This window comes from Halomonas sp. RT37, from assembly GCF_040070525.1.
GTDB lineage: Bacteria > Pseudomonadota > Gammaproteobacteria > Pseudomonadales > Halomonadaceae > Halomonas > Halomonas litopenaei.
In genome coordinates, this window is record NZ_CP098827.1 from 4768846 (window position 1) to 4793801 (window position 24956).

The window sequence follows — 24956 nt, forward strand, 5'->3', positions numbered from 1 at the left end:
CGCCTTCCGGGGCGGCCATTCTCGTGAAACCTCCGTCACCCAGCGAATAGTCGCAGTCGAACCTGAGCATCATGGCCGAGAACCGGCTGCTCTCATGATCCAGATCATTGGTGCGAAGCGCTTTAGCATATTCCTCTCAACTTGACGCTTTCATGGGTCGATAACCCTGGCATCGCTGCTAATCGGAGGCAGTCTGAGCGATGAGCAAGCCAGGAAATGACTTCGCTCAACCCATGACTGCCGGTTGGCCCCTCCCAGCATGAGCCCTCTGCCAATGACATCACTCCTTGATCGCCTGACCATGGGAAGAAAGTTCTTCCTGGTGCTTTTCTTTCCGCTGCTTTCCATCCTGTGGATGACGCTCTCCACAGTGCTGGAACGCCAGGCGGTCGTCACCCGGATGGATAGCCTTCAAGAGGTGGCGATCCTCGGGCGTCATTCGGCCAACCTGGTGCACGAACTTCAGCGCGAACGGGGGATGACGGCCGCCTTTCTCAGCAGCCAGGGCCGCAACTATCACGCAGAGCTACCGGTGCAACGTGAGGCGACCAATATCGAGGTTGAAGCGTTCGCCCGCTACATCGCTGACATCGACTTTTCCCGTCAAGACCCTCGAATCGAAGCACAGGTCGATCTGGCAAAGCGTCTGCTTGAGGAGAAGGATGGCCTACGGCGCAAGGTCGATGGTCTCGACATATCTGCCGAAGCATCGACGGACGCTTATACCAACATCAACGAGGCGCTGATCGATATCGTCGCCAAGCTGACCTTTGGCGTCGATCAGGGAGAGGTCGCCCGTCAGCTGACGGCCTATTACGACCTTTTGAACATCAAGGAGCTGGCCGGCATAGAACGGGCGGTACTGGCGGCATCTTTCAGCGCCGACGCGATATCGCCAGTAATGTTCAGGAAGCTGCTTTCGTTGATCGTGAAGTCCGATGTGCACAAGAAGAACTTCTTCGAGCTTTCATCACCGAGGGTTCAGGAGGAGCTCAAGACGCTGACCGACAGCGCACTTGGCGAGCGTTTGAATGCCATGCGCAGCGTGGTCCTCGACAAGGCCTCAAGCGGCGGCTTCGGTATCGATCACCAGGAGTGGTTCGAGGCCCAGACCGAGTATATCGATGGCATTCAGCAGATCTCCCGGTCGGCGGATCAGTACCTCCTGGCACGTATTGACGACTTGCAGAAAGCGTCCTTCAGCTACCTGCTCAAGCACGCCCTGGTCATGCTTGCCGTCCTGCTCGTCACCCTTGCCTTTTCGATCATCACCGCCCGCAGCGTGGTTCGCCCCCTCAAGGCGGCCCTGGCAGATATCCACGAGCAGAAGGATGACCTGACCAAGCGACTGGCGGTCCCCGGCAAGGACGAGCTGTCGCAGCTTTACCGCGCCTTCAACGACTCGCTGAGCAATATTGCCAGCCTGGTGGTCAACCTCAAGAAAAGCGCCAACGCCGTCGAGGCGGTCAGTGGAGAAATCACCCGGGGCAACCAGGACCTGGCGAGCAGAACGGAGCAGCAGGCGGCCTCACTGATCCAGACCGCTTCCAGCATGGAGCAGATCACCGCCACCGTGAAGCAGACCTCTGATTCCGCTCGCCAGGCGCAGGAAATGACCCGTGAAGTCGCCTGCCGCGCCAACGACCTGAGCCAGAACGCCGCCCAGACCCGAACGGCCATGGAACAGATTCGCGACGCCAACCAGGAAGTCACCAGGATCGTCGAGGCCATCGACGACATCGCCTTCCAGACCAATATTCTGGCCCTGAACGCTTCGGTGGAGGCGGCGCGCGCCGGCGACCAGGGTCGAGGGTTTTCGGTGGTGGCCTCGGAGGTGCAGAAACTCGCCAGCCGCTGCGCAGAGGAAGCCACCCTGATCCGCCGGTTGATCACCACCAGTACGCAGCGGGTCGACAAGGGCGAGCGCCTGGTGACCTCCACCAGCGAGGCGCTGGTCACCATCTCCGAGCATGCCCAGCAGACGGCGACCCTGGTGTCGGAGATTTCCACCGCGGCGACCGAGCAGTCGCTGGGTATCGAACAGATCACTCAGGCACTGGCGCAACTCGAGGACGTCACCCAGCGCAACACCGGCCTGGTCGAACGCGTTGCCACCGCCAGCGAGTCCCTCGACAAGCGGGCTCGCGACATGGCCTCGCTGGTGGGCCGCTTCAAGGTCGATGTGCCAACGGCCCTTCACGCCACGTCGGAAGACGGGCCGCTTATCGGCTCACCCCAGGCCACCCTTGTCGACTGCCACGCATAGGCCCTACAGGTTCCCCGCCTTGCCGCCCTTCCGGGCGGCTTTTTTTATCAGGCATGGAACCCACACAAACAAAACCTCGTTTTATTTTTGATGAATCATCTTTGACAATATTGAAACGCAATTCTAGCCTTGCTGATGCCACCCCAGCACAACAAGGAACAACGCCGTGCTCGAACACGACCATCTCAGCCGTTTTCTCTCCCACCGCCATTCCCTTTGCCAGCCCCTTTACCAGTCCCTTCGACACCCCCTTCGCAAGCCCCTGATCGTCGCGCTGTCGGCCCTGGCCGTCTCCTCCTTCGGTGTATCCTCCATGGCCGCCGACGAGGGTACGCCTCCGGCGCAAGTCTTCGACCTCACGACCTGGAAGTTGACCCTGCCCATGGACGCCGACGGCGACGACGACGTCGACGAGATATCGGTCGGCGAGCTTCAGTCCTATCAACATCCGGACTACTACTATCTGAACGACAACAATAATCTGGTCTTCGTGACCCCCAACAGCGCCTTCACCACCCCCAATTCCAGCAATGCACGCACCGAACTGCGCCAGATGCTGGCCGGCGCCGACGACGCCTTCGGCCCCAAGGCACCTGAGCAGAACTTTGCCCTCGCCTCTCACCCCGAGGCTGACCGCTACGCCCAGATCGGCGGCTACCTCGATGCTACGCTGCGGGTCGATCACGTCGCCGAGCGCACCGACAAGCCCGACCGGGCAGCGGCCTATTCGGTGGTCATCGGCCAGATCCACGCCGGCAAGGACGAAGCGGTGCTGGCCCAGGACAATGGCTTCGGCCACGGCAACGAACCGCTGAAGATCTACTACAAGAAGTTTCCCGACCACGAGACCGGCTCGGTGTTCTGGAACTACGAACGCAACCTCGAGAAGGATGACCCCGAGCGCATCGATATCAGCCACGCGGTGTGGGGCAACGACTGGAGCGGCAGCGAGGATCCGGGCGAGGCGGGCATCGCCCTGGGCGAGAGCTTCCGCTATCGGGTCGAGGTCAAGGACGACGTCATGCACCTGACCTTCGCGTCAGACGGCCACCCCACCCGCACCTTCGAGCAGAACCTGGCCGACAACGTCGGTCCCGACGGTGAGGTCGACGAGGCCGACCATCCGCAGGGATACGCCGGTGACTGGATGTACTTCAAGGCGGGTTCCTATAACCAGTGCAACACCAAGCCGGAATCTGGCGCCTGCCTGGGTACCGGGGTGTGGGAAACCGACCAGCAACACGGCGACTACGCCCAGGTCGTGTTCAGCGAGCTGGATAGCGGCCCGGTCGAGTAAGCGTCCAGCGAGCGCCCGGTAACGTCCACGCCAGAGAAGAGAAACGTCCACGCCAGAGAAGCGTAACGTTCACGCCAGGGGCGAAGCTGCCGCTCGCTCCTGGCCAACGGCGCTCGGCAACAAAGGCCGACTTGATCCAGATCAGCAAAGGCGCTTTCGCCTCAAGGGCGAACTTTGGCAGAAAACCGTGCACTTTCAAGCATGTGCTCGTGCAGCAATGGGCAAATTCAACGGCAGTGAATGGCCCGATTCGAGCGCTCGATGCCCCCCTGCCGACCTACCCTCCAGACATGAAAAAGGGCCTACGACAGCGTCGTAAGCCCTTGAATTCTATGGCGCGCCCTAAAGGATTCGAACCTTTGACCTTTGCCTCCGGAGGGCAACGCTCTATCCAGCTGAGCTAAGGGCGCGCGGTGCCGCCTGAACCTGTCACGCGGCGAGCCATATCCTACCTTACGCACCCGCCGGTGTCCACCCAAGGGCATGCCCAAGCCCCGCAGCGCCACCTTCCCGGCGACGGGCGACATTTTCCCGTCTCGAGCGATCTCGCTATACTGCCGGCACAGCGTGACGCCCGGCGATAGGGACGATGGCCGTGCTCGGCGCCACCAACAATAACTTCCATCAAGCGACCGTTACAGAGGTGGTGAGAGTGAAATCCAGCAAGCTGATCATGGGGTGTCTGATCACCCTGGGCCTGGGCTCCGGCCAGGCGATGGCACAGGACGATGCCGAGCGTGACGCCATGGCCGAGCGCCTGGCCCCGGTAGGTTCTGTGTGCCTCGAAGGCCAGGAATGTGGCAGCGCCATGGCCGCCGCGTCAGGCGGCGGTGACGCCGCGGCGTCGGGCGGTGGCGTCGATGGCGAAGCCGTCTACGGCGGCATCTGCATGGCCTGCCACGATACCGGCGTCGCCGGCGCACCCAAGCGCGGCGACGAAGCGGCCTGGGCCGAACGCACCACCAAGGGCTTCGACACCCTGCTGGATCACGCTCTTAACGGCTTCAATGCGATGCCGGCCCGTGGCGGCAACCCGAACCTGTCCGATGAAGAAGTCCATGCGGCGGTGGCCTACCTGGTCGAGCCGGTGATGGAAGTGCCGTCAAGCGACGCAGGCGCCAGCGAGGCGGCCCCTGCCGAAGAGACAGCATCAGACGACAGCGCCGCCGCTGCCAGCAACGAAGCAGCAGGTGAGGACGCTGCCGCCACCGATGCGGCTGGCGGCGACGACGCCGCTGCAACCGATGCAGGCTCTGCCGAGGTCGACCCGGCGGTGGCGGCCATCGATGGTGAAGCGGTCTATGGCGGCATCTGCATGGCGTGCCATGAAGCCGGTGTCGCCGGCGCCCCGGTTCGCGGTGACGCCGCCGCCTGGGAACCGCGCCTGGCCAAGGGCATGGACACCCTCTATGACCACGCCATCAACGGCTTCAACGCGATGCCGCCCAAGGGTGGCAACCCGAGTCTGTCCGATGACGAGATCAAGGCGGCCGTCATTTACATGACCCAGTAAATCGACTCACGCGATATAGCAGCGGGGCGCCCATGGGCGCCCCGCTTGCGTTGGTCTGCTGGCGAGGCCTGGTCCTGCACTCGGGTCGTGCCAAGCCTTGATGCCATCGGGCTTATCCACAGCCTGTGGCGATCCAGCGGCTGTGGATGGATTCAGTCCAGCAGCGAGCGCAGCCCGGCGATGGCGCTCTTGCCCCGCTCCTGCTTGCGCTCGGGGTCTTCCCGATCGGCGCGTCCTTCCCACTCCAGATCATCCGGCGGCAACTCGTCGAGGAAGCGGCTGGGGGCGCAGTCCATCAACTCGCCGTAGGCCTTGCGCTGGCGCGCCAGCGTCATGGTCAGGGTACGCCGGGCACGGGTGATGCCAACGTAGGCCAGGCGGCGCTCCTCCTCCACGGTGCCGGCCTCGATGGAGTTGCGGTGAGGCAACAGCTCTTCCTCGAGACCCATCAGGTAGACGTGGGGGAACTCGAGGCCCTTGGAGGCGTGCATGGTCAGCAATTGCACACGATCCGAGTCATCTTCTTCCGCTTGTTGCTCGAGGATATCGCGCAATACCAGGCGCGAGATCGCCGATTCCACGTCGTCGGTTTCGGTATCGGTGCTGGCGGTGTTCTCTTCCGGATCGGCCTGCATCGACTTCTCGAGCTGGTCGATCAGGATCCACACGTTGGCCATGCGCCGCTCGGCGATGGTGGGGGCGCTGGCGTTCTGGTAGAGCCAGGCCTCGTAGTCCATCTCGCGCATCATCTCGCGGATCGCGGCGATGGCGTCGCCCTGGTCCATGCGGCGGCGCACCCCATCGATAAAGTGGGTGAACCGCGTAAGCCGCTCCACCGCGCGGGCCGGCAGCTGCTCGGCCAGCCCCAGCTCGTGACAGGCGGCGAACAACGAGACGCCGCGCTCGGTGGCGTAGTTGGCGAGCTTCTCCAGGGTGGTCGGGCCGATCTCGCGACGCGGCACGTTGACGATACGCAGGAAGGCGTTGTCGTCGGCCGGATTGATCAACAGCCGCAGGTAGGCCATGGCGTCCTTGATCTCGCCCCGGGAGAAGAACGAGGTGCCGCCGGACAGCTTGTAGGGAATCTGGTAGTGCTGCAGCTTCAATTCCAGCAGGCGCGCCTGGAAGTTGCCACGGTAGAGCACCGCGAAGTCACGCCATTCGGCGCGCTCCTTGATCCGGCGGGTCAGGATCTCGCTGGCGACCCGCTCGGTCTCTGCCTCCTCGTGGCGCGTGACCACCACCCGGATCGGATCGCCCTGGCCCATGTCCGACCACAGGGTCTTGTCGTAGACGTGGGGGTTGTTGGCGATCAGGGTGTTGGCGGCGCGCAGGATGGTGCCGGTGGAGCGGTAGTTCTGCTCCAGCTTGATCACCTTGAGCCGCGGAAAGTCTTCGCCCAGGGTCACCAGGTTCTCCGGCCGGGCACCGCGCCAGGCGTAGATCGACTGGTCATCGTCGCCGACCACGGTGAAGGTCTGGCGCTCGGCCATCAGCATGCGGACCAGCATGTACTGGCTGACGTTGGTGTCCTGATACTCGTCCACCAGCATGTAGTGGATCTTGCGACGCCAGCGGGCCAGCGCCTCGGGGTCGTCGCGCAGCAGTACCACCGGCAGCAGGATCAGGTCATCGAAGTCCACCGCGTTGTAGGCCTTGAGGTGGCGAACGTAGGCCTCGTAGACCCGGGCGGCGTACTGCTCGTCTTCGGTGGCGGCGTGGGACAGCGCCTGGCCGGGCAGGATCAGGTCGTTCTTCCAGTTGGAGATCACTCCCTGGACCTGATTGATCTGGTCGGCGTCGACCTGGGCGTCCTTGTTCATCAGATCGCGCAGCAGCGCCTTGGCGTCTTCCGGATCGAACAGTGAAAAGCCCGGCTTGTAGCCCAGCGCCTTGAGCTCGCCGCGGATGATGTTGAGGCCGAGCGTGTGGAAGGTCGAGACCGTCAGGCCGTGGCCTTCACGCCCCTGCAGCATCGAGCTGACCCGCTCCTTCATCTCGCGGGCGGCCTTGTTGGTAAAGGTCACCGCAGCGATGCGCCGGGCGCTCATGCCGCATTCCTGGATCAGGTAGGCGATCTTGGTGGTGATCACGCTGGTCTTGCCGGAGCCGGCCCCGGCCAGCACCAGGCAGGGACCGTCGATGAAGTGCACGGCCTCGCGCTGACGCGGGTTGAGGCCGCGGATGCGTTCGCGGATCGTCTTCACAGGTGCGTTCATGCGTCGTCCTGGGCGCCGGGCTGGACATCGAGTCGCGCCGCGCCGTCGAAATCGAGTTGTCGCCAGGCCTCGAACACCAGCACCGCACAGGCGTTGGACAGGTTCAGGCTGCGGCTGTCCGGCAGCATCGGGATGCGCAGGCGCTGCTCCGGCGGCAGTGCATCGAGCATCGCCTGGGGCAGGCCTCGGGTCTCGGGGCCGAATACCAGGGCGTCGCCGGAACGATAGTCGGGCTCATGGTAACCACGCCGCCCACGGGTCGAGACGGCGAAGACCCGAGAGGGCGAAACCTCGTCGATGAACGTCTGCCAGTCGGCGTGGACCCGGACCCGCGCCCACTCATGGTAGTCCAGCCCCGCGCGCCTGAGGCGCTTATCGTCTAGGGTAAAGCCTAACGGCTCAATAAGGTGCAGGCGAAATCCGGTATTGGCGCACAGGCGTATCAGATTGCCGGTGTTCGGCGGAATCTCGGGTTGATAGAGCACCACGTCGAGCATTGGACATCACCAGGATCGCGGCGGAGGACGATGTGAGGCAGGGAGATCACCGAGGCCCTCCTGGGAGGAAGACCTCGGCGCAAGGAAGCCATAGCGACTCAGGCGCTGACGCCGTAGCGTTCGCGGTAGGCGCGGATGGCCTCGGCGTGGGGTTTGAGGGTGTCTCCCCCGCTCTGTTCGAGGTAGGCCAGCACCTGGTCGAGGCCGACGATGCTGACCACCGGGATGCCGAACTCGGCCTGCACCTGCTGGATGGCGCTCTTGTCGGTGTCGTCGCTGGCGCGCTCCTGGCGGTCCAGCGCCACCACCACCCCGGCGGCCTGGGCGCCGGCGCCGTCGATCAACCCCATCACCTCACGGATCGCCGTACCGGCGGTGATCACGTCATCGATGATCATGATGCGACCGTCGAGCGCGGCCCCGACGATGTTGCCGCCTTCGCCGTGGTCCTTGGCCTCCTTGCGATTGAACGCAAAGGGCAGATCACGGTCATGATGGTCAGCCAGCGCCACGGCGGTGGTCGCCGCCAGCGAAATGCCCTTGTAGGCCGGACCGAACAGCACGTCGGCCTCGATCCCACTTTGCTCGATGGCCTTGGCGTAGAAGCGCCCGAGGCGCGCCAGGGCGCGGCCGGTCTTGAACAGGCCGGCGTTGAAGAAGTACGGGCTCACCCGCCCCGACTTCAGGGTGAACTCACCGAAACTGAGCACGCCCTCGCCGATGGCGAACTCGATGAACTCCCGCTGGTAGGGATGAAGGCGCGCCGCGCCTGGCGGTTGAGGTGCCATGTCAGCCACGAGGCCTCCTGTCCAATTGCCTGGCCTTATCACGTTTTTCTCGACCGGCCATTTACCCAAACGTCGAAACGTCGGGTATCATACACGCGCGACGCAAAAGGGACCACGTATGAAAATCGCCACCATCAATGTAAACGGCATCCGCGAGGCCGTCGGTCGAGGCTTTCTCGACTGGCTCGCCAACCAGGACGCCGACGTTGTCTGCGTCCAGAACATCAAGGCCAAAAGCTTCGAGCTGGACGACAGCATTCTTTATCCTGAGGGCTACGAGGGTTACTTCCTCGACGCCGAACAGGACGGTTTCTCAGGGGTCGGCCTCTACTGCCGCAAGATCCCCAAGGCCATCATGTACGGCCTGGGCTTCCCCCAGTGCGACCATGAAGGACGCTTTCTGCAGGCCGACTACGATCGCTTCTCGATCGCCAGCTTCCTGATGCCCGACGGCAGCGATCCTGACGCCAAGCAGGCGTTCATGGCCCAGTACCAGGAGTACCTGTCGAAGATGGCTCGCAAGCGCCGCGAGTACATCATCTGCGGCACCTGGCACATCGCCCACAAGACCATCGATCTGGCCAACTGGGCCGACAACCAGACGACGCCCGGCTTCAAGGCCGAAGAGCGCGCCTGGATGGACCAGGTGTTCGGCCCCACCGGTTTCATCGACACCTTCCGTGAGATCAACCGCGACGGTGACGAGTACACCTGGTGGCCGGCGCTGGACCAGGATCAGCCGCGCTCCCGTCAGGAGGGCTGGCGCCTGGACTACCAGATCGTCGGGCCGAACTTCCGTCGCCATATCACCGACGCCTGGATCGACTACGACGCCACCTTCTCGGAGTTCGCGCCGCTGATCGTCGAGTACGACCTGCAACTGTAAGCCTCCCTTCGTCGCCGTCTGGCCCGGGTCCGGGGCCGGACACGAAAGCGCCGGCCCCCCGGGGGGCCGGCGCCTTCGTTCATGCGACTCATCTCGTCACGGCGACCGCTCAGGCGCGATTGCCGAGCGCCTCACGCTGGTGCTCGAACAGCTCGTTACCGGCCTTTTCGGCCAGATCCAGCATGGCGTTGAGCTGACCACGGGTGAAGGTGCCGGACTCTGCGGTGCCCTGGACCTCGATCAGCTCGCCGGATTCGCTCAGCACCACGTTCATGTCGGTATCGGCGCTGGAGTCTTCCGGGTAGTCGAGATCCACCACCGGCTGACCGCGATAGAGCCCCACCGACACCGAGCTTACCAGCTGCGAAAAGGGGTCGGTCTTGATCAGTTTCTCGCGCTGCAGGTAGCGGATGGCGTCGATCAGCGCCACGCAGCCCCCGGTAATCGAAGCCGTACGCGTGCCACCATCGGCCTGGATCACGTCGCAGTCCACGGTGATGGTGAACTCGCCAAGCTTCTTCAGGTTCACCGCCGCACGCAGCGAACGCCCGATCAGACGCTGGATCTCCAGGGTGCGGCCGCCCTGCTTGCCGCGTGACGCCTCGCGCCCGCTGCGCGAGTGGGTCGCCCTCGGCAGCATGCCGTACTCGGCGGTGACCCAGCCCTGCTTCTTGCCCCGCAACCAGCGCGGCACGCCGGCCTCGACGCTGGCGTTGCACAGCACCTTGGTGTCACCAAACTCGACCAGCACCGAGCCTTCGGCGTGGCGGGTGTAGTCACGGGTGAGACGAATCTCGCGGGTCTGGTCAAAAGCGCGTCCGCTGGGACGACGGATGTCCGTGGACATGGCACCTCTCTTGGTCGACACGCCTCTTGCCGCGGCATCGCCTGGCGCAGCGAAGGGGACGACGTCGATCATGGAATGGAAAACGAAGGCCGCCCATTCTACACGCCTTGACCGATGAATCGGGTACACTGCGCTCACCGGTGTCGAGCCCACCCTCGACGGCCTTGCGACACCACCGCGCCCGACGCCAGGAATTCGCCAGGAAATCGCCAGGAGACCCGCCATGGTTCACAGCATGACCGCCTTTTCGCGCCAGGACCTCGAGGCCGACTGGGGCAGCCTGCAGCTCGAGCTGCGCAGCGTGAACCAGCGCTACCTGGAGCCGCACTTCCGTCTGCCCGAGGCCCTGCGTGACCTGGAACCCGGCTTCCGCGATGCCCTGCGCAAGCGCCTGGCACGGGGCAAGATCGAGTGCACCCTGCGCTTCGATGCCAGCGACAAGAGCGACAGCCTGAGCGTCAACCATGAGCGCCTCGCCGCCCTGTCATCGGCCCTGGCCGAGGTACGCGCCACCCTGCCCGAGGTGCACATGCCCGACGCCCTGGCCATGCTCGGCCATCCTGGGGTGCTCGAAGGCGGAGGCCTCGATCTGGACGCGGTCAAGCAAGCCGCCAACCAGATGTTCAAGCAGGCCCTGAATGACCTGGTGGAAGGCCGAGCCCGGGAAGGCGAGCAGCTCAAGGCGCTGATCGAGGAGCGTCTGGCGGCCATCCATGAGCTGGTGGCCGAGGTACGCGAAAGGATGCCGCAGATCCTCGAACGTCAGCGCACCCAGCTCGAGGAGAAGCTCGCCAACCTCAATGTCGAGCTCGACCCCCACCGGCTCGAGGCCGAGGTGGTGCTGATGGCCCAGAAGGCCGACGTCGCCGAAGAGCTCGACCGCCTCGACACCCACGTCACCGAAGTCGGCCGCCAGCTTAAGCAGAAAGGCCCCATCGGCCGTCGCCTGGACTTCCTGATGCAGGAGCTGAACCGCGAGGCCAACACCCTGTCGTCCAAGTCCGTGGTCGCCGACACCACGCGCTGCGCGGTGGAATTGAAGGTACTGATCGAGCAGATGCGCGAGCAGATTCAGAACATCGAGTAGAATCCACCAAAGGCCATCAAAAACCATTAAACCACTGTTTTTAAATGGAAAAAAGGTGCAAGAAGTCCACCAAGTTCCACCAACCTCCCCGGAAATCCAGATCATATAGGGGAGTAAAACGGGGAGAAAAAGTATTGCCTCTCCTCCCTCCGACACATACCCTTACAGATACTCCCCAACTATGTCGATCCGAGTGCATGACCGGGAGCAAGTGGGGGGGGTGCCCGCTGGCACTCTAAATGCCGTTGGAAAAAGGCCCACTAGGCGCCAGTGACGAGCTCATATGACATTAAGCCGACTATCTAGCCCAAGCCTAGCCCGAGTAGTTATCAAACAGTCGTTTGTTTTATTTTCCGCGGGGGACGAGAGGAAATAATGGGAAGCCTTACCGCTAAGAAGAGCCAGTCGCTTGTCAAGGAGGGTAAAGCAGGGCGCTACAGCGACGGCAACGGCAACGGCCTATACCTGATGATACCGAGGAAAGGAACTCCTTACTGGATGTTGCGATACACGCTGTTTGGCAAGCGGCGTGAGATGACGCTGGGCAAACATGCCCACCTCTCTCTCGCCGAGGCTCGGACGAAAGCGGTTGAAAACCAGAAGTCTATACGCGAAGGCCTTGACCCCATCGAGGAACGCAAACGCGATAGCCAAGCCTTGATCAGGACAGTGGAGGACCTGTTTGCTGACTGGTACCCAGAGCTAGAGAGAAGACTCAAGCACCCAGCTATCCCAAAGCGGATATACAAAAAAGAAGTGGCGCCCCTCATCGGGGGTAGATCGCTGGATGCTGTCACCCCAATTGATATCCGTGAAATAATTAGAAGAGTAACAAATAGCGGTAGGCCGACAATAGCTAATGACACACTGATGTATCTTAAACAGATGTTCAACCACGCCATAAAACTGGGAATTTTAACTTACAACCCAGCATCCGCTTTCAACGTCAACGACGCAGGCGGTATTGAGAAAAGCCGCGATAGGGTTTTGAGCCTCGATGAGATTCGCAACGTTTTCCAAGCCTTCAGAGACAATAGCGACAGCTTCAGCCGCGACAACTACCTCGCCTGCGCGCTACTGCTCGTCCTGGGGGTACGTAAGACCGAACTTACCGAAGCCCAGTGGTCAGAATTCGACCTTAAGAACGGCCGGTGGAACCTGAGCGGTGAGCGCAGTAAGACAGGCGCCGGGATCGTCATTCCCCTCCCACCGCAAACCATCGGCTGGCTGGAAGAGCTCAAGATCCGTGCCTGCGGCTCGGACTATGTCTTTCCTAATCGCCGCAGCAGTAAGCGGGCCCACATGGGCAAAGACACGCTGAATCGTGCCATTGCCAAGCTATTTGGCAAGGAGCCTGGCAAGAAGCCGCAACCAGAGAACCGGATGGGCGATATCACCGAGTTTACTGTGCATGATCTACGCCGCACCTGCCGCAGCTTGCTCGCTGCCGTTGGTGTACCGGGGCATGTCGCGGAGCGTTGCTTGAATCACAAGCTCAAGGGCGTCGAAGGCATCTACGACCGTTACGACTACTTCGACGAGCGAAAAGAAGCGATTATCAAGGTCGCAAACCTTCTTGGCCCTGCAATAAATCTTCCCTAACTCACAACGTAAATTTCTACACACCAACGAGCTATGGTGATTTCTGGTGTACGGGAGGAGGTCGGAAGGGTGGCGTATCCTGTTGATTGATCACGACCAAGATCTCAATCAACACGAGTGGATACGCCATGACCGATTCTGCCCTCCGAGCCCTATCGCAGCCAGAACCCGAGGTCACCGTCAAGGTGCCCAAGGTACGGGACCGGAGTGGCGGCAAGGCCTGCTTCAACAGCACCCTGTTGCCGCCCTACCTGAAGCGGGCCCGCAGCGTCGAGGAGCTGATTCCCTGGCTCTATCTCAAGGGCATCTCCACCGACGATTATCAGGAGGCTCTGTCGGCTCTGCTGGGTGACCAGGCGAAGGGCCTGTCGGCCAACACGGTCTCGCGATTGAAGGCCCAGTGGTTAGACGAACGCAAGGCCTGGTGTCAGCGGGATCTGGCGGACCGCCGTTACGTCTACTGGTGGGCCGATGGCGTCTACAGCAACGTGCGTCTGGATGACCGCCTGTGTTTGCTGGTGATCGTTGGCGTCACGGCACATGGCCGCAAGGAACTGGTTGCCGTCGAGGATGGCCATCGCGAGTCGGAAGCCAGCTGGAAAGAGCTGCTCACGGGCCTGCGAGAGCGTGGCCTGACGGAATCCCCCAAGCTGGCGATCGGCGACGGTGCGTTGGGCTTCTGGAAGGCACTGAGCAAGATCTATCCAGCCACGGCGCACCAGCGTTGCTGGGTTCACAAGACCGCCAATGTGCTGAACAAGCTGCCCAAGTCGGTGCAGCCCAAGGTCAAGGCCGACCTTCACGAGATCTGGATGGCTGAGACGCGCGAGGCAGCCCATCAGGCCTTCGACCGCACGCTGAAGCGCTTTGGCGCCCAGTACCCCCAGGCGATGGAATGCCTGGCCAAGGATCGGGATGAACTGCTGGCGTTCTACGACTTTCCGGCAGAGCACTGGGTGCACATCCGCACTACCAACCCGATCGAGTCGACCTTCGCCACGGTCCGTCTGAGGACGAAGCGCAGCCGGAACTGCGGCTCCCGGGATACGACCCTGGCGATGGTCTTCAAACTGCTCCAGACTGCCCAGAAACGCTGGAGGCGGATCAAGCACTTCCAGAAGTTGGAGCTGGTCGTCAGCAACGTCAAGTTCCAGGACGGGGAGCAGGTAGCCGATCAATCAGACAGGAATGCGGCCTGACCGCCATCCACCAGATTTGACGATAACTCCAAAACGAGCAGCAACAGGCTCATTGCTTAACACAGGTTCCGATGGGCTGTAGGGCCAAGGTGCATTGAGTACGCTCTGAGTTTCGGGGTCGTGAAAGAGCGACTTCACAGTGACCGGTGGCTCATCATCGTGTGATGCATTGGGAAACGAAAAAGAAGGTCCTGTATCGGGCATAGGTGAAGTCTCTGCGGCATCATCAAGCTCATCAGAAGCCACCTTCCTAGCTTGCTCACGCCAATGCTCACTCAGGCCAAACCTCTGCCGCCGGTGCCTGGTACTAGCTCCCTCGTGTCCCACTGTATGAGACTCGTGGTTATCCTGACTATGATCCGTCATTCCCTACCTCGTGCCTTTTCGCCATCGAATATCTCGCAAAGCCTATCACACGGACCTCTGGCACCCGCTCTTCCCGATCCCCCTCGTTAGCGGTGATACCTCAGGCTTCTCAAGCTAGGCGACTACACGGCCGAGACAGTAGAGGCGACATATCGTCTCGATCACCACCCTCTTTCCCACGAAATGGCGCTGAGCGGCCCAGAGCCGCTTTTATGCTGTGAGATACGGAAATCATTAGGTAGCGACATAAAACGCCGCACAGGGCGGCACGGCGCAATAACGTCGCCATCTCTATCCACAGCCCACTAACTTGGGAGGCCAAGCATGAAATTTTCACCCAACAGACGTATCAACTCCATCATGGAAGCCCTGCTGGCCCCCAACAGCTGTCAAGGTCTTCGCTGCATCGCATGTCGGAGTTCTTCAAGACTGTAAGTTTCAAAAGATGGCTGCATGGAATGTCAGAAGCTGGCAGCACCACAACGACGAGCCCCTGCATGACCTACCAGTCATGCAGGGCGGCGATCAGCGGGCACGACACCTTCCCTTGATGCACATGGCATTCATCGACCAGCCGGGATAAGGCGACCTCGATGCGGGTCAGATCAGCCAGCCGGGCGCGCACGTCGTCAAGCCGCTGTGACGCCAGTTCCGCCGCCTCGCTGCAATGAGCACCATCCTCCAGAGCCAGTAGCTGCCCGATCTCGTCCAGGCTGAATCCCAGCCGCTGCGCCGCTTTCACGAATTTCACGCGCGCCACGTCGGCGCTGCCATAGCGCCGGATGCCGCCAGGAGGGCGCTCCGGCGTCGGCAACAACCCCCTGTGCTGATAGAAGCGGATCGTTTCCACATTGACCCCGGCCGCTTGGGCAAAGGTGCCGATGGTCAGATTTTCCGGTGCCTCATTCATCGAGCTTGACTCCGTAGTTGACTACGGAAGTAACGTTAGCGTATCGACCAAGAATTCAGAAGGACAATCTCATGCCGGAATCCAAGAACGGTCGTGGTGCCCTGGCAGCCGGCGGCCTCGCTGCGATCCTCGCTTCGACCTGCTGTCTCGGGCCGCTTGTGCTGGTCGCACTGGGCTTCTCGGGCGTCTGGATCGGCAACCTGACGGCCCTGGAACCCTATCGCCCGTTCTTCGTGGGAGTGGCACTGGTGGCGTTGTTTTTCGCCTGGCGCCGAATCTACCGGCCTGCCACCGCTTGTAAGCCAGACGAAACCTGCGCGATGCCACAGGTTCGCACGACGTATAAAGCCATCTTCTGGATCGTCGCTGCCTTGGTGCTGATCGCGCTGCTGTTTCCTTACCTCCTGCCCCTGTTCTATTAAGAGGAGATCACCATGAAACGACTCGCTGCCTGTATTGTGCTTTCCGCGACGCTCGCTACGTCGGCCTGGGCCGCCCCGCAGACCGTGACGTTGTCGGTGCCGGGCATGACCTGTGCCGCTTGCCCTCTCACCGTCAAGGCCGCCCTCAACAAGGTAGACGGCGTCTCGCAAGTCGATGTGAGCTACCCGGATCGTGAGGCGGTGGTCACCTTCGACGATTCACGAACGTCCGTCGAAGCATTGACCGAAGCCACCACCAACGCCGGCTACCCCTCATCCCCGACACCCTCGGAAGCGGATCGGGAGTGACCATGAAGAACCCCAAGACCCTGCTGCGCGCAAGCGTGATTGGCACCGTCCTGATGGCGCTGTGCTGCTTTACACCCATCCTGGTGATCCTGCTTGGCACCGTTGGCCTGGCGGCACTGACCGGCTATCTGGACGTGGTGCTGCTTCCTGCCCTGGCCTTCTTCATCGGCCTGACCCTCTATGCGCTATGGCGCAAGAAGCAATACGACGCCTGGGGTGACAACGCCTCTACCGATTCAAGGAATTCCCCTCATGAGTGATGACAAGAACCCGCACATCGCGGTGATCGGCAGCGGTGGAGCCGCCATGGCGGCGGCTCTAAAGGCCGCCGAACGCGGCGCCCGCATCACCCTGATAGAACGCGGCACCCTCGGCGGCACCTGCGTCAACACCGGCTGTGTACCTTCCAAGATCATGATTCGCGCGGCCCATATCGCCCACTGGCGCACGGAAAGCCCCTTCGATGCCGGCCTGAGCAGCCAAGCGCCGGTGGTAGATCGGGCCAAGCTGCTCGAGCAGCAACAGCGGCGTGTCGAGGAACTGCGCGATGCCAAGTATGAAGGCATACTCCGCGACCACCCGGCCATCACGGTCCTGAAGGGGGAGGCGCGGTTCGTCGATGCCCATAGCCTGACGGTCACGCTGAATGAGGGCGGCGAGCAAACCGTCCGCTTCGATCGCGCCTTCATCGGCACCGGCGCCCGACCGGCAGAGCCGCCGGTGCCGGGCCTGGCCGATACCCCATACCTAACCTCCACCAGCGCACTGGCCCTGGACACCCTTCCCGAACAGCTGATCGTGATCGGGGCCTCGGTGGTGGCCTTGGAACTGGCCCAGGCCTTCGCCCGGCTGGGCAGCCGGGTCACGGTGCTGGCCCGCAGCCGTCTGCTCTCCCAGGAAGACCCGGCGGTGGGTGAGGCCGTAGAGGCAGCCTTCTACTGCGAGGGCATCGAGGTGCTCAATCAGTCCCAGGCCAGCCGCGTGGACTATACCAATGGCGAGTTCGTGCTGGACACCAACGCCGGGACCCTTCGTGCGGACCAACTGCTGGTGGCCACCGGACGGACACCCAATACCGAGGCCCTGAACCTGGCGAGCATCGGCGTGGAAACCGTGCGCGGGGCGATTCTGGTGGATGAGCACCTGCAAACCACGGTACCGAGCCTCTATGCCGCCGGTGACTGCACCGATCAGCCGGAGTTCGTCTATGTCGCCGCCGCCGGGGGCAGTCGGGCCGCCGTCAACATGACCGGGGGCGATGCCACCCTAGACCTCAGCGCCATGCCGGAGGTGATCTTCACCGATCCCCAGGTGGCCACCGTCGGCCTCACGGAAGCCCAGGCACTCGAGCAGGGCTTTGACGTGGAGACCCGCGTGCTCGATCTGGAGAACGTGCCGCGTGCGCTGGTCAATTTCGACACCGGTGGTTTCATCAAGATGGTGGCCGAACGCGACTCGGGGCGGTTGCTGGGGGTGCAGGCGGTGGCGGGGGACGCCGGCGAGCTGATCCAGACGGCAGTGATGGCACTCCGCGCGCGCATGACGGTACAGGCCATCGGCGATGAGCTGTTCCCCTACCTGACCATGGTGGAAGGCCTCAAGCTCTGCGCCCAGACCTTCACCAAGGACGTGACGCAGTTGTCCTGCTGTGCGGGGTAATGATTTCAATATTGCATGAAATCATTGTTTCATCTAACGTTGAATCATGGACCAATATGATGATGACCTCGTGGCAGCCAAGCTAGCCGCTCTTGCTCACCCCGTCCGCCTGGCGGCCATTCGTCAGCTAGCGGCGGCAGGGCCTGCCGGCCTGGCGGCAGGCAAGCTCGCCGAGCGGCTGGGTACGGCGCCGAATGCACTGACCTTCCACTTGCAGAAACTCGCGGTCGCAGGCCTGGTTGCGTCGCGCCGTGAGGGCCAGTTCGTCTATTACCGCGCGGAGTTCGACGCCTTGCTGGCAATGACGGACCACCTGGTCGGCGCTTGCTGTCGTGAGTCAGACGCCAGCTGTGGCCCCCGCTGCCCCACCTCCGGCAGCCGGTAAGGTGCCGCCGGTTTCTCAAAGATCACTCATCAACGTCATCAAGAGGAGCGCAAGATGATCCAAACCACTCGCGCCAAACCTTCTTGGCTCAGGTCTATCGGCATCGGCATCGCGGTGTCGGCGCTGACCGCCATCGTGATGGTGACATTGCTGAAAGCCGGCGTATCGCCCTTCCCGCAGCCACCTTCCCTGGCCTTCGCCGAGACTCTGCTAGGGCGGTCTCTGCCGTTGCCAGTCGGCCAGCTCTTCCATACGGCCTACGTGACTTTCTGGTCGGGGGTGTTCGTGCGCTATTTCCCGCGCAAGACCCTACCGACCGCGCTGGGCCTGGCCGCCGTGCTATGGGGGGTGATCCTGGTGGTGTTCTTCCCCGTGGTGGGCTGGGGGTTCGCCGGCCTGGCGATCGGTCCCCAGCTGATCCCGGCGTCCGCCCTGCCGCACCTGCTGTTCGGCCTGCTACTGTGGGGACTGGACCGCTACGTTGCCAAGCCGTCTCACGCCTGAGCCCGGAGATCTGCCATGCCAACGATCGATACCGCGACCCTGCGGGATTGGCAGCGGCGGTACCGGAACGTCGCCCTGGTGGATACCCTGCCGGCCGCTGCCTTCGCCAAGGGGCACCTGCCGGGGGCCATCAACATCGTCTCCGACGATATCCTGGACGAGGCGCCCCGACGGCTTCCCGACAAGCAGGCGACCATCGTCGTGTACTGCGCCAGCGAGGACTGCTAGCGGGCCGGCCGTGCCGCCGAGCGCCTGACCCGCCTCGGCTACACGGCGGTCTTCCACTATGTGGGCGGTAAACGGGCCTGGCAGGCCGACGGGTTGTTACTGGAACACTGAGAGGGACGCTTGCCCGTGCGCGACTGGATGGAACGGCAGCAATCCTGGATCTATCTACTCTTTATCCTGGCGGGCCTGGCCATCGGGCTTCGCCAGCCAGACGCGACTGCCCGGCTCGAAGCCTTCCTCTGGCCGCTGCTTGGTGGGTTGCTCTATGCCACCTTCACCCAGGTGCCGCTGACGCGGATCGGCCAGGGCTTTAAGGGTTGGCGCTTCCTGGCGGCGCTGCTGCTCGGTAATTTCGTGGTGATTCCCATGGTCCTAGGTGGGCTGATGGCCATGTTGCCTCTGAAGCCCGCCGTGCAGGCCGGCGTACTACTGGTGCTGCTGGTCCCCTGCACCGACTGGTTCATCAGCTTCACCCACCTAGGCAAGGGCGATGCGGGCCGAGCCATTGCCGCCACGCCGGTGCTGTTGCTCATGCAGTTGCTGGCTTTACCGGTCTATCTCTGGCTCTTTCTGGGCGCGGAGTGGTTCCAGGCAGCGATCAGCACCCACCTCCTCAGCGCCTTCGCGGGATTGATTCTCACCCCCTTGGCCCTGGCCTGGGTGACCGAGCGGCTGGCCGAGCGTCACCTCAATGCCAGACGGTGGGTTCATGGCCTGGGCCTACTGCCCGTACCCCTGCTGGCACTGGTGGTCTTTGTCATCGCGGCCTCCCAGGTGACGACCGTGGCCGGCCTCGGCGGGGTCTTGCTGCAAGTGCTGCCGATCTTCGTCGCCTACCTGGCCTTTGCCGCCATCCTGGGCAAGACCCTCGGCAGGCTCTTCCGGCTCTCCGCGCCATCAGCCAGGACTCTGACCTTCAGCTTCGGCACACGCAACTCCTTCGTGGTGCTACCCATCGCCCTGACGCTGCCCGATGCCTGGCAAGCCGCCGTGGTGGTCATCGTCTTCCAGTCGCTGGTCGAGCTGTTCGGCATGGTGGTGTACCTGAGATGGGTGCCAGGCAAGTTGATCCCGGAGCCCTCTCACACATAGCCCTTGCAGCTCCCCATCCAATTTCCAGGAGTAAAATGTGATCGAACGTGGTGTTCGGCTGCCTCAAGGCGCAACGACGAACCTTGCACCGTACTCCTAGCCAAGCCCCCTCGGCAGCCCCCTGAACCGTACCGATCCTCTACGGAAGATAGGGGCGATGGACAGTGACTACTCAGGCACCGCTGGCAAGCCTTTCGAGGTCAGCAACCACGGCCTCCATAGGATCGCTGTCGCGGATCAGCAGGCGCGCCTCTCCCTGATCATTGAAGGCGAAAACAGCGCTGGAGTGCGACACATCATAGTTGCCTTCGCTGTCCTCTTCGCCATACCCGTAGGTCACCCGATAGCGGCGTGTCAGTTCATCGAGGGCCGCTTTATCCCCCGTGAGGCCGATGAACTGGGGGCCGAAGGCATCCGTGTACTCTCGCAACGTCTCGGCGTCATCGCGACGAGGGTCGACCGAGACGAAGAGCACCTGAATGTCGTCGCGCGCCGCCTCATCCATGCGTTGGGTGGCGGCGTCGAGGCGCGCGAGGGTGGTGGGACAGACATCGGGGCAGTGAGTGAAGCCGAAGAACAGCAGTGTGCTCTTGCCGAGGAACTGATCGGCGTTGACGTCTTTGCCGTTCTCGTCGACAAGCTCGAACGCCAGGGGAGGCATGAGCCCCGAGATATCCTTGGTCTGCCAAGGCGGCTCGCTGCAGCCCGCAAGCCATAGGGTCACGAATAGTGCCATGATCCATCGGTGCATCCTGCTCCCCCTACTGTGCTGTCGGCGCCACGGCGCGGAAGGTGACACGCTGTCGCTGCTCGCCGGCGAAATGAAGGTTCACCTCGATGTCGTCACTAACAACGAGGGGGCGAGTCCGTTTCATGAGCATGAGATGATAGCCCCCCGGTGCGAACTCGATCTGCTCCCCCGCTGCCAGTTCTAATTGGGCGACGGGTTGCATACTGGTGATGCCATCCTGATTGACAGTGCGATGCATGGTGACATTGCCGAAAGCGGGGCTATCCGCTCCTGTCAGGGTGACGCCCATCTCACTGGTATTCGTGAGGGTGAAATAGCCTGCCGCGGGCAGGTCCCCGGGCAGAAGCCGAAGACGCGCCTCGCTGACCTGCAGTTCGGCAGCAGCCACCGTGCCGGGCGTCGCGATCAGCAGCAGGAAGGCCCAGCACCAGCGTTTCGCCAGGCGCGGCAGACTAGCGTGTGGCGTGAGAGACATCAGCGGCATCCTCCTTGCGGGCGTCACGGAACAGAAAGCTGAGAATGATCAGAACCCCAATGGCACTCATCATCGAGGCGGGAATCCAGGTCAGCAGGCCGCCGAGGAGTTGGTCAGTCAGAGGATCCAGCGGCCAGGCGCGACCGCAAACCTCGTAGACATCGAAGATCACGTCGCGACTGAAGGTGATATAGGCGCCCAGGAGAATTTGCGGGGGGATCACCGCCAACAGGATGGCGACACGCTTGCCATAGCCGAGACCGCCTTGTTGCGGCGAGCGGCGATCCAGGATCAGCCACCAGAACAGCAACCCATCCAGCGCCATGCTCCAGTTCATCACCTGATAGAGATCAGCGCTGAGCATGGCGTCGAAGTGGATCTCGGGAATCAGCCAGAAATAGATCAGCCCGACGAACAGTAGGGGGGCGATCAGTGGATGCTGCAGAGTCCGATAAACAGGACGCAGCAGGCGCGCGGCCAGGCTCCACCCGGGGAAGGGTCTGATTCGAGTCGGCAAGCCGTCTGCCAGTACCGGCAAGGGGGCGGCCAGGGCGATCAGGAGGGGGCCGGCGTGATGCAGCACCAGGTGCTGGGCCCGATGGGTAAAGAACATGTACTGGGCGAGGTAGTCGTAATGAGTCTGGGTGACGCCATAGATGGTGGCGACACCCAGCAGGTAGGCCAGGATTCGGCCCGCGCCGGTGGCCTCGCCGCGCCGTCTGCGCTGCCGCAGGCCTCGCAGGTAGAGCACGATGGCCAGCAGGCAGCTCGCCGACCAGGTCAGTGAGAACTCCCACGGCAGCAGGTAGCCCAGAGCGACGTCGAGCTCGATAGCCCTTCCCTCCCCAGAATCGGCACGCCAATGGTGAGCTTAGGAGCCCGCCGCACCATGCGGCAAGGTGGGCCTATAAACGCAGGCAAAGCCAGAGCCCGCACCTCGGTGCCTGGTAGGCGAGGAAGGCCGAGCCCCAACGCACCGCCAGTGGCCATGCAGAGGGCGATAGACCTTGGATAAGCCACGACCGAGTCAGCTCACGAGACTGACAAGACTCGCCATGTCGTCGTCATGGCCTACGCAGCGCGATTTCTGCGTAGATACCCTTGTAGCCAGTGTCGTGCTTTCTATCCGGTTCCGGCGCCGGCTTGGGGTTCAGGGACACCATGCGACCGCTGGGGTCATCCAATAGGCCGCGAAGCTGTCCATCATCGAAGCTCAAGCCCTCGACACCGCGTTGGTTGAGGCGTGTGACGGTGTCTTCCAACGCGGACATGCTGTGCCCTTCTTCTTCCAGCGGCGGGAATGCCTGAACCAGCGGCTGCTCTTCCTCCCAGCCGATCTTGATGGGTTGGTTGACGATTTGGACCTGGGTGTTCGGTGGCACGCGGTCGAAAATCGACTCGATGTCCTCAGGGAACATGCGAATACAGCCACGGCTGGCACGCATGCCGATACCATCCGGCTGGTTGGTGCCATGAATCAAGTAACCGTCGAAACCCAGGATAATGGCATGATCCCCCAGTGGATTATCCGGACCCGGAGGCACCACGCTGGGCGCCTTCTCACCGCGTGCCCTGGCTTCACGCTGGACCGACTCGGGTGGGTACCAGGCAGGGTTCTCGATATTCATGGTGGTTTCGGTGACACCGAGGGGGGTACCGAAGCCTTCACGACCGATGCCGATGGGATAGGTCTCAACGCGTGGCGTTTCACCATCGTCAACCTCCGGATAGTAGTAGAGGCGCAGCTCGGCGATGTTGATGACGATCCCGGTGCGCTCAGCATCGGGCAGGATGAAGCGCCCGGGTATGGTCACCTCGGTACCCTCGCCGGGAATCCAGAGACTCACATCCGGATTGGCGCGCACGATCTCCCTGTACCCCAGGTTGTGTCGCCTGGCGATATCGAGCAGGGTATCTCCTCGATCATCCACAGTTATGCGGTAGGTGTCGCCGATCACATTGCCTTCCTCAGGCAGCGGATAGTGGCCGCGGGGCCACTCGTTCTCCTCTTCGGCCTGAGCAACGCTAATGAGTGCCAGCCAACCGACCAGCACCCCCACCACTGAGCGTGCTCGGAGCTGCCACCATGGACCGTTCCTCGCTGTACTAGAGTGACGTTCCGATAAAGCCATTATTCTCTCCCTTTTCGACTGGACTATTATCATCCAGACCGACGTGTGTTGAGTTTCCATCCAAGCAGCACCAGTAAGGCGGCCAACACCCAGGTCGGCCAGCTACCGGTACGTGTGAACGGTGTGTTCCCCACCATGGGCAGCGCCTCGCCGCGGAGGCTCGTCGCCAGGAACTGTGGTGCGCGGGCCGTGACACGGCCCTGAGTATCGACGATGGCGGTCACCCCGTTGCTGGTGGCGCGGATCAGATAGCGGCCGTTCTCCAGGGCGCGCAGGCGGGCCATCTGCAGATGCTGCAGGGGGCCGATGGAGCGTCCGAACCAGGTGTCGTTGGAGACCGTCAGCAGCAGCTCGGCGTCGCGCGCCTGCTCGGCCACCCGGTCGGCATAGATGATCTCGTAGCAGATGGCGTTACCGATGGTGGTTCCGGCGGCGCGCAGCGGTTCCTGATCGTCGGTGCCAGGCGTCATGGTGGGCATGGGCAGGTCGAAGAAGGCGATGGTGCCGGCGAGCAGGCTCTCCAACGGCAGGTACTCGCCGAAGGGCACCAGGCGCGCCTTACGGTACTTTCCCTCGGCGTTACCCAGGCCGATCACGCCGTTGTAGTAGTCGCCGCCGTCGCGCTGCAGGATGCCGGTGAGCAAGGCGGTGTCGGGGACGAGGTTTGACTGCACCCGCTCCAGTATTGGCCGGGCCTCCTCCTCGAGCATCGGCAGGGCCGCCTCGGGCCAGACAACCAGGTCGAGGTCGTTGGACTGTGCAAGGGTCAACGCCGTATAGATACTGGCCGCCTCGCGCTGCCCCTCGGGAGTCCACTTGATCGCCTGATCCAGGTTGCCCTGCAGCAGGGCGACCCGCAGCGGCTCGCCGGCCGGGAAGGTCCACTGGGTCGGCAAGGCCATCGGGGCTAGCCAGAGAACAGCGATGGGCGCCGCGGCCCACCAGCGTCGTCTCAGCAGTTCCACGCCCAGGGTGCCGGTCAGGGCGGTGATCAGCGACAGCAGATAGACCCCGCCCACCGGGGCCCAGGCCGCCAGCGGCGAGTCTACCTGGGACGTGCCCAGCAGCAGCCAGGGAAACCCGGTAAACAGCCAGGTGCGCAGCCACTCGCTGAGTACCCAGATGCCGGCGAAGCTGAGGAAGGCCAGGCGTGGGCCCGTGACGCGGCGATAGAGCCAGAAGGGGACGGCGAAGAACAGCGCCAGGCTGGCCACGAACAGGCCGGTGAGGAAGAGCGCCAGGGGCGCCCCCGTATAGCCGTAGTCGTGGATCGCGACGAAGACCCAGGAGGCACCGGAGCCGAACAGGCCCACCCCATAGCACCAGCCGCGGAGGCCGGCCTGAGCGGGTGTCAGGACATGGATGCCGGAATAGACCAGTGCCACCGCCACCGGGCCCAGCCACCACAGCGCAAAGGGCGCGGCGCTGAGAGTGGTCAGTCCCCCGGCGGTCAGGGCCAGGAAACAGCCGAGGGCCGGAGAGATCCGGCCGGCAAGCGTCATGTACCGGACTGGCAGGTTCT

General features: G+C 62.8%; 24 protein-coding genes, 1 tRNA gene and 1 pseudogene. 15 read left to right on the forward strand and 11 right to left on the reverse strand.

All coding sequences use genetic code 11. The features are described from left to right. The first annotated feature begins 274 nt into the window (after nt 1-274). Entirely contained in the window at nt 275-2266 is a 1992-nt protein-coding gene (locus NFG58_RS20770) for a nitrate- and nitrite sensing domain-containing protein (protein WP_348827292.1), read from the forward strand. A 166-nt stretch (nt 2267-2432) separates the two neighbouring features. Continuing rightward, nucleotides 2433-3563: a polysaccharide lyase family 7 protein gene (locus tag NFG58_RS20775; RefSeq protein WP_348827293.1), complete on the forward strand. Its 1131-nt coding sequence runs from the start codon at nt 2433-2435 to the stop codon at nt 3561-3563. 333 nt (nt 3564-3896) lie between these two features. Here the strand turns inward: NFG58_RS20775 and NFG58_RS20780 are convergent. Further along, nucleotides 3897-3973 (reverse strand) — tRNA-Arg (locus tag NFG58_RS20780). A gap of 242 nt (nt 3974-4215) precedes the next feature. Here NFG58_RS20780 and NFG58_RS20785 point away from each other — a divergent pair. After that, the gene (locus NFG58_RS20785) at nt 4216-5076 is read left to right on the forward strand and encodes a c-type cytochrome (RefSeq protein ID WP_231498572.1); all 861 of its coding nucleotides are present in this window, start codon (nt 4216-4218) and stop codon (nt 5074-5076) included. Nucleotides 5077-5228: 152 nt separating this feature from the next. Here NFG58_RS20785 and rep read toward each other — a convergent pair whose 3' ends face one another. From rep to pyrE, 3 genes are all read right to left on the reverse strand, one after another. Further along, nucleotides 5229-7295, reverse strand: coding sequence for a DNA helicase Rep (gene rep, locus NFG58_RS20790; protein ID WP_108132000.1), 2067 nt, complete (start codon nt 7293-7295; stop codon nt 5229-5231). Continuing rightward, nucleotides 7292-7792, reverse strand: coding sequence for a tRNA (uridine(34)/cytosine(34)/5-carboxymethylaminomethyluridine(34)-2'-O)-methyltransferase TrmL (gene trmL / locus NFG58_RS20795; RefSeq protein ID WP_108131999.1), 501 nt, complete (start codon nt 7790-7792; stop codon nt 7292-7294). The genes rep and trmL overlap by 4 nt, the downstream gene beginning before the upstream one ends. A 98-nt stretch (nt 7793-7890) precedes the next feature. Beyond that, nucleotides 7891-8580, reverse strand: a complete 690-nt coding sequence (gene pyrE, locus NFG58_RS20800; RefSeq protein ID WP_045992106.1) for an orotate phosphoribosyltransferase — start codon at nt 8578-8580, stop codon at nt 7891-7893. Nucleotides 8581-8698: 118 nt separating this feature from the next. Here pyrE and NFG58_RS20805 point away from each other — a divergent pair, with 118 nt between their 5' ends. After that, nucleotides 8699-9466 (forward strand): exodeoxyribonuclease III, encoded by a 768-nt coding sequence (locus NFG58_RS20805; protein WP_045992107.1) that lies wholly within the window; start codon nt 8699-8701, stop codon nt 9464-9466. A 109-nt stretch (nt 9467-9575) separates the two neighbouring features. On the opposite strand, the gene rph is transcribed toward NFG58_RS20805, so the two are convergent. After that, nucleotides 9576-10313 (reverse strand): ribonuclease PH, encoded by a 738-nt coding sequence (gene rph, locus NFG58_RS20810; protein WP_045992108.1) that lies wholly within the window; start codon nt 10311-10313, stop codon nt 9576-9578. A gap of 223 nt (nt 10314-10536) precedes the next feature. On the opposite strand from rph, the gene NFG58_RS20815 reads away from it, so the two are divergent. The 3 genes from NFG58_RS20815 (at nt 10537) to NFG58_RS20825 (ending at nt 14201) form a co-directional block, all read left to right on the forward strand. Further along, nucleotides 10537-11400, forward strand: a complete 864-nt coding sequence (locus tag NFG58_RS20815) for a YicC/YloC family endoribonuclease (protein ID WP_108131998.1) — start codon at nt 10537-10539, stop codon at nt 11398-11400. A 375-nt stretch (nt 11401-11775) separates the two neighbouring features. Then, nucleotides 11776-13002, forward strand: a complete 1227-nt coding sequence (locus NFG58_RS20820) for an integrase arm-type DNA-binding domain-containing protein (RefSeq protein WP_348827294.1) — start codon at nt 11776-11778, stop codon at nt 13000-13002. A 128-nt stretch (nt 13003-13130) separates the two neighbouring features. After that, entirely contained in the window at nt 13131-14201 is a 1071-nt protein-coding gene (locus NFG58_RS20825) for an IS256 family transposase (protein WP_108450087.1), read from the forward strand. Between the two features lie 868 nt (nt 14202-15069). Here NFG58_RS20825 and merR read toward each other — a convergent pair. Continuing rightward, nucleotides 15070-15477: an Hg(II)-responsive transcriptional regulator gene (gene merR, locus NFG58_RS20830; RefSeq protein WP_045993860.1), complete on the reverse strand. Its 408-nt coding sequence runs from the start codon at nt 15475-15477 to the stop codon at nt 15070-15072. Between the two features lie 71 nt (nt 15478-15548). On the opposite strand from merR, the gene merT reads away from it, so the two are divergent. The 8 genes and pseudogenes from merT to NFG58_RS20870 all read left to right on the forward strand — a co-directional run bounded on the left by merT (nt 15549) and on the right by NFG58_RS20870 (nt 20076). Next, on the forward strand, nt 15549-15899 hold the full coding sequence (gene merT, locus NFG58_RS20835) for a mercuric ion transporter MerT (RefSeq protein WP_045993861.1): 351 nt from the start codon (nt 15549-15551) through the stop codon (nt 15897-15899). Between the two features lie 12 nt (nt 15900-15911). Further along, the gene (gene merP, locus NFG58_RS20840; protein WP_108450086.1) at nt 15912-16208 is read left to right on the forward strand and encodes a mercury resistance system periplasmic binding protein MerP; all 297 of its coding nucleotides are present in this window, start codon (nt 15912-15914) and stop codon (nt 16206-16208) included. Between the two features lie 2 nt (nt 16209-16210). Beyond that, on the forward strand, nt 16211-16468 hold the full coding sequence (gene merF, locus NFG58_RS20845) for a mercury resistance system transport protein MerF (RefSeq protein WP_045993863.1): 258 nt from the start codon (nt 16211-16213) through the stop codon (nt 16466-16468). A 10-nt stretch (nt 16469-16478) separates the two neighbouring features. Continuing rightward, nucleotides 16479-17867 (forward strand): annotated as a pseudogene (merA, locus tag NFG58_RS20850) (mercury(II) reductase); the annotation flags it as partial. 70 nt (nt 17868-17937) lie between these two features. Beyond that, entirely contained in the window at nt 17938-18252 is a 315-nt protein-coding gene (locus NFG58_RS20855; RefSeq protein ID WP_201771152.1) for a metalloregulator ArsR/SmtB family transcription factor, read from the forward strand. Nucleotides 18253-18306: 54 nt separating this feature from the next. Continuing rightward, on the forward strand, nt 18307-18756 hold the full coding sequence (locus NFG58_RS20860) for a hypothetical protein (RefSeq protein ID WP_108450084.1): 450 nt from the start codon (nt 18307-18309) through the stop codon (nt 18754-18756). Nucleotides 18757-18771: 15 nt separating this feature from the next. After that, complete coding sequence (locus NFG58_RS20865; RefSeq protein WP_052704443.1) at nt 18772-18984, forward strand: rhodanese-like domain-containing protein; 213 nt, start codon at nt 18772-18774, stop codon at nt 18982-18984. A gap of 126 nt (nt 18985-19110) precedes the next feature. Next, the gene (locus tag NFG58_RS20870; RefSeq protein ID WP_348827295.1) at nt 19111-20076 is read left to right on the forward strand and encodes an arsenic resistance protein; all 966 of its coding nucleotides are present in this window, start codon (nt 19111-19113) and stop codon (nt 20074-20076) included. A 172-nt stretch (nt 20077-20248) separates the two neighbouring features. On the opposite strand, the gene NFG58_RS20875 is transcribed toward NFG58_RS20870, so the two are convergent. The 5 genes from NFG58_RS20875 to lnt form a co-directional block, all read right to left on the reverse strand. Continuing rightward, nucleotides 20249-20827 carry an SCO family protein gene (locus NFG58_RS20875; protein ID WP_045993868.1) on the reverse strand — a complete coding sequence of 193 codons (579 nt, stop codon included), beginning with the start codon at nt 20825-20827 and terminating at the stop codon, nt 20249-20251. Nucleotides 20828-20837: 10 nt separating this feature from the next. Continuing rightward, nucleotides 20838-21302, reverse strand: coding sequence for a copper chaperone PCu(A)C (locus NFG58_RS20880; protein ID WP_348827296.1), 465 nt, complete (start codon nt 21300-21302; stop codon nt 20838-20840). Beyond that, nucleotides 21280-22053 (reverse strand): cytochrome c oxidase assembly protein, encoded by a 774-nt coding sequence (locus NFG58_RS20885; RefSeq protein WP_071211138.1) that lies wholly within the window; start codon nt 22051-22053, stop codon nt 21280-21282. Before NFG58_RS20885 ends, NFG58_RS20880 begins: the two co-directional genes overlap by 23 nt. A gap of 313 nt (nt 22054-22366) precedes the next feature. After that, complete coding sequence (locus NFG58_RS20890; RefSeq protein ID WP_239452581.1) at nt 22367-23362, reverse strand: L,D-transpeptidase family protein; 996 nt, start codon at nt 23360-23362, stop codon at nt 22367-22369. A 101-nt stretch (nt 23363-23463) separates the two neighbouring features. Beyond that, nucleotides 23464-24936, reverse strand: coding sequence for an apolipoprotein N-acyltransferase (gene lnt, locus NFG58_RS20895; RefSeq protein WP_348827297.1), 1473 nt, complete (start codon nt 24934-24936; stop codon nt 23464-23466). Nucleotides 24937-24956: the final 20 nt, after the last annotated feature.